General features: G+C 45.0%; 8 protein-coding genes. 7 read left to right on the top strand and 1 reads right to left on the bottom strand.

Annotated elements, in window-relative coordinates; translation table 11 throughout:
- Positions 1–285: 285 nt before the first annotated feature.
- The 5 genes from AACX38_RS04905 (at position 286) to AACX38_RS04885 (ending at position 2,498) form a co-directional block, all read left to right on the top strand.
- Positions 286–594, top strand: coding sequence for a phage holin family protein (locus AACX38_RS04905; protein ID WP_228865825.1), 309 nt, complete (start codon positions 286–288; stop codon positions 592–594).
- Entirely contained in the window at positions 591–818 is a 228-nt protein-coding gene (locus tag AACX38_RS04900; RefSeq protein WP_228865824.1) for a hypothetical protein, read from the top strand. Before AACX38_RS04905 ends, AACX38_RS04900 begins: the two co-directional genes overlap by 4 nt.
- Positions 818–1,252 (top strand): lysozyme, encoded by a 435-nt coding sequence (locus AACX38_RS04895; protein ID WP_228865823.1) that lies wholly within the window; start codon positions 818–820, stop codon positions 1,250–1,252. Before AACX38_RS04900 ends, AACX38_RS04895 begins: the two co-directional genes overlap by 1 nt.
- Before the next feature lie 202 nt (positions 1,253–1,454).
- A complete protein-coding gene (locus AACX38_RS04890) occupies positions 1,455–2,027 on the top strand; it encodes a phage antirepressor N-terminal domain-containing protein (protein WP_228865822.1) in 573 nt (190 codons plus the stop codon).
- Positions 2,028–2,039: 12 nt separating this feature from the next.
- Positions 2,040–2,498: a lysis protein gene (locus tag AACX38_RS04885; protein WP_228865821.1), complete on the top strand. Its 459-nt coding sequence runs from the start codon at positions 2,040–2,042 to the stop codon at positions 2,496–2,498.
- 819 nt (positions 2,499–3,317) lie between these two features.
- Here AACX38_RS04885 and AACX38_RS04880 read toward each other — a convergent pair.
- Complete coding sequence (locus AACX38_RS04880) at positions 3,318–3,464, bottom strand: hypothetical protein (protein ID WP_228865820.1); 147 nt, start codon at positions 3,462–3,464, stop codon at positions 3,318–3,320.
- Positions 3,465–3,609: 145 nt separating this feature from the next.
- On the opposite strand from AACX38_RS04880, the gene AACX38_RS04875 reads away from it, so the two are divergent.
- Both AACX38_RS04875 and AACX38_RS04870 read left to right on the top strand, forming a co-directional pair.
- Complete coding sequence (locus tag AACX38_RS04875) at positions 3,610–3,846, top strand: hypothetical protein (RefSeq protein ID WP_228865819.1); 237 nt, start codon at positions 3,610–3,612, stop codon at positions 3,844–3,846.
- 53 nt (positions 3,847–3,899) lie between these two features.
- On the top strand, positions 3,900–4,235 hold the full coding sequence (locus tag AACX38_RS04870; protein ID WP_099121741.1) for an HNH endonuclease: 336 nt from the start codon (positions 3,900–3,902) through the stop codon (positions 4,233–4,235).
- Positions 4,236–4,293 lie beyond the last annotated feature (58 nt).

The raw sequence follows: 4,293 nt of genomic DNA, 5'->3' as shown, positions 1-4,293 counted from the left end.
GCTATATATCTAATACAGATATATATATTGTATTTATCATCAAAGGTAATTCTGAGGGTTTTTTACTCTTATGCATCTGATCTCATAAATAAAGATGTCCATAAGCAACTAGAAAGCCAATCTAGAAAGGATTTAGAAGGCAAATAAATCACTCTAAATTTGCCACCGCAATCACTCCTACAACCTCAGTATCTCCTATTGCGGCTGGCAACCTATTCACTACAACTCACAGGGGCGACCACAGACTCACCCCACGGACGCCCATTGTTCTGATGGGGTGGAAATATGCGTATGCCAAATAAAGACCCAAGCAGCTTTGAGCTGTCTCAGTGGCTGATACTTTTGCTGCTTTCTGCATGGGGCGGGATAGTCCGCTACATCATTGATATAAAAACCAGCAACGCCCGCTGGAGTTGGTTTGGGGCATTTGCCCAAGTCATTGTTTCAGGATTTACCGGACTGATAGGGGGCTTTATCAGTTTGGAGGCGGGGCTGAGCTTATACATGACATTCGCCAGCGCAGGCATGTGCGTGGCAATGGGCAGTATCGCCCTTACGTATTTTTGGAACCGACTGACAGGTGTCCACAGATGATTAAGGAAATATACGGTGTGAAGATATTTCCACTGGTTGTAATGTTTTATCAGGTTCGCCGTTGGTGGGCGCTGCGTAAATTGCGGAACTGGTGGCGAGCTGATATGCGTTTTCTGAAAGTTCTGCGTCAGCATAAAAGGATTTGTGATCACCTTAATTTATACAAACGTTACCGGCTTATCAGGCTACTGGCAGAAGACGAACAACAGCGGGGGAACATCTGATGAAAATCAGCGAGAACGGATTGAGCTTCATCAAGCAATATGAAGGCCTGAAACTGAAAGCCTATCCCGATCCGGCTACTGGTGGTACTCCGTGGACCATTGGCTACGGTCACACAAAAGACGTTAAGCCGGGACAAGTCATTACCGAGCAGCAGGCCGACGCATTCCTGCATGATGACCTTCAGCCTATTTACCTTACCCTTGAATCCGCCGTGAAGGTATCACTGACTCAGGGACAGTTTGATGCCTTGTGCTCGTTTATCTTCAATTGCGGTGCGGGTAACTTTGCTCGCTCTACCTTGCTGAAGAAGCTCAATACCGGCGACTACCAAGGTGCAGCCGATGAATTTCAGAGATGGAATAAGGCAGCAGGTAAGGTAATGAACGGTCTGACTAAGCGTAGGGCATCTGAACGCCAGATGTTTTTATCATGAGATCCTACGTGATATTCGAAAAAATCTACTTTGAATTCTGAGCCTCGCTTTTGCGGGGGCTTCTTTTTATCGGTGTACTGACGTGCGCCAAATCCAATCATGAGCTTATCGAAATAGAGCCTGAGAAGTATCGCTAGGTGGCGACCTCTCATGGGCGATATTTCTACGTCAGCAGGCTCTTATTTCTATAGGAATACGCGAGATGCATACAATTACAGTCCCTTTTTATAACGATGAACTTTATGTTGTGGAATACAACAATGAGCCTTACGTGCCAATGAGACCCATTGTTGAAGGGATGGGGATGGACTGGGCTTCACAATATACCAAGATAAAACAAAGGTTTAGTACCTGCGTTGTGAATATCACAATGCAGCTTCCCGGGGATAACCAGCGTAGAGATGTAGTCTGCCTTGCTCTGCGTAAACTTGCTGGCTGGTTAGCGACTATCAGCCCCAACAAAGTTAAACCTGAAATCAGAGATAACGTTATCCGTTATCAAAATGAATGCGACGATGCACTTTATGCATACTGGACAAAAGGGGTCGTTGTTAATCCCCGTAAACGTAACGTGATGGCAGAACTGAATCAGGCCTGTGCTGAGTTAAAAAGAGACAAGCAGCTCGCTAGTGTGTTTGGTACGGGACTCAATGAATGGAAGAAGGTCAGACCTGAACATGAAAGCAAGATAAGAGGCTTAATCGGACAGGCTACCGACTTAGTTCTTGATCTTGTTCTGGCTGAAACAGGCAAGGGCAAAACAACACGAACCTAATAAGGCGGTGAGATGAAACTCAACAGCCAGTACTTCACCCTAATTGCTCTGGTGATTGTCTCTGGCTTGTTCTGGTTCTATTACAGTGAGTATCAGGACAAGGCCGAAGCATACACCAGCTTAAAGCTAGAGTATGACAAACAGGTCATTGCCATAGGTAAGCAGCAAGAGCAAATCAAACACCTTGCAGAGCTAGATAAGGCTCACACTCAGGAACTCGCCAATGCCAAGACTGAAATTGACACTCTTCGGGCTGATGTTGCCGCTGGTCGTCGCAAGCTGCGCATTAAAGCCAGTTGTCCCGTGTCTGAAGCCACTCCCTCCGTCAGCGTGGGCGATGCAACCACCGTCGAACTCCCTAGAGAAACTGGACAAGCTGTTCTCGATATCCGAGAAGACATCATCAACGACCGGGCAAAACTGAGATATTTGCAAGAATACGTTAAAACTGAATGTGGGAGAGGTAAATGAGCAACGTGATTAATCTAAGTATAGACCAAGGACAGTATTTTAGAAGGAGGATACTAGCAATGTATCGTAATGGTGATTACACCACTCCTAAGCTTCCATTTCACCTTCACTTCAACATAGACGGAAAGGAATACGTCTTGGGTCCAACGGAAAAATAAGTGGATTGCAGGATTTATGTTAGGACGCAATGTGGGTGAAAGGACGGTGGGAGTGCCGTCCTACTGATTTTAGAATTACAAACATAGTATTACAGCAGGGTCTAATAGGCATAATGCCGTGCATTCCTTCCAGTCATCACTACCTACAGGATATAACACAGAACAAGCCGTAGCATAAGTCTGCATTGAAGCTAAAAGTGCCGTGACAGCTACCAAGCAAAGAAGAAGATATTTTTTCATAGTTATTCTCCGCATCTTTTACAACGTTATCATCACAGAACCTGATAAACCCATCACGCCGTAACAACAAGCGAATAATTCTTAACAATTGATTAACACATGAAATTAAAGTCAATATTTCTTTACTCATTCCTTGAGTGGTTAAAGGAATACCGATAACTCATGCTGCCACTTCGTTCTCACCGCGTACCCTACGCATACGAACTGGCGGCATTTTTATTTCAACTGTAGAGATATGGCTAGGGTTAATTTATATGCTGGACAAAAGTCATAAACCCATTGCCTTTCAATGTGTTATTTGGACACAAGGGCTGGACAAAACGACTTAATTCCTTGTTTTAACTATTCTATTTTGTGCGCACCTCTTCAGGTGTATCGATACCGATATCCCTTTGCGCCGGGTTATCGCTGTCTGTCGGTATTAGCCATGACATGTCTCCTTTTCATCGAGCGTACTGACCGAATCAAAAATAACCCATGCCCCTGAGAATAACAGGTCATTATCAGCAACATCCGCTGTAGGCAGACGAAGTGATGTGACAGCCGGAGAGACGGCCTGTATTGCCATCCTGATTCACAGAGTCGTGATCGCCATACAGAAAAGCAAAGTCCGATTATCGTGCATTACCTGTGTTTTAGGACACTGACAGCAACCTAAGTATTAAGTAGACTAAAACTTCAATGAGATTAATAAACAAAGGGAGTTGGTCGTTATGGGAATGGTCCTGATTATTTATGTTGTTATGACGATTGCAGCGACGGTTGCAGTAATAGGCTCATTAATTGGAGTAATAGCTACATTCATAGATGGTAAGAAAAATGACACGTCACTTCACTGGCTGATTGTCATTTTGCTCGGAGGGGTATTTATTGTCTCATCCTATTACTTCTGTATCCTTTGGTCTCAAGTACCCGATTTTCTTGATATGTACAGAAGAGGCTATGTTTAACATCTGATAACTAACCACCTTCGGGTGGTTTTTTGCTTTATGGAGGGCATTTCATGTCATCCCGTATCTATGGCAGTAAATGGAATAAAGCCCGGCTGACTTTCCTGCAACACCACCCCCTGTGTGTGATGTGCCGGCAGCAGGGCAGATTAACCGCCGCCACCGTTGTAGACCACATAGTCCCGCATAAACTCAAAGACGCCATGAATACTCGTCACAGCGCGGCCATCAAAGCGGCGCAGCGTTTATTCTGGGACAAAAAGAACTGGCAGTCACTGTGCGCCTCACATCATAACTCGACTAAACAGCGTATCGAGAAGCGCGGTCAGGACATCGGCTGTGATGCAAACGGTTATCCGCTGGATGCTCACTCACACTGGCACCAATAACCGCCTGAAATTGATTCAAGAGGAAAGTGAAATGAAAGGCATGATGACGGGGGAAATC

This window comes from Xenorhabdus sp. PB30.3, from assembly GCF_963895965.1.
GTDB classification, from domain to species: domain Bacteria; phylum Pseudomonadota; class Gammaproteobacteria; order Enterobacterales; family Enterobacteriaceae; genus Xenorhabdus; species Xenorhabdus stockiae.
Note: the sequence above shows the minus strand (reverse complement) of the source record. Positions and strands in the feature narration are given on the sequence as shown.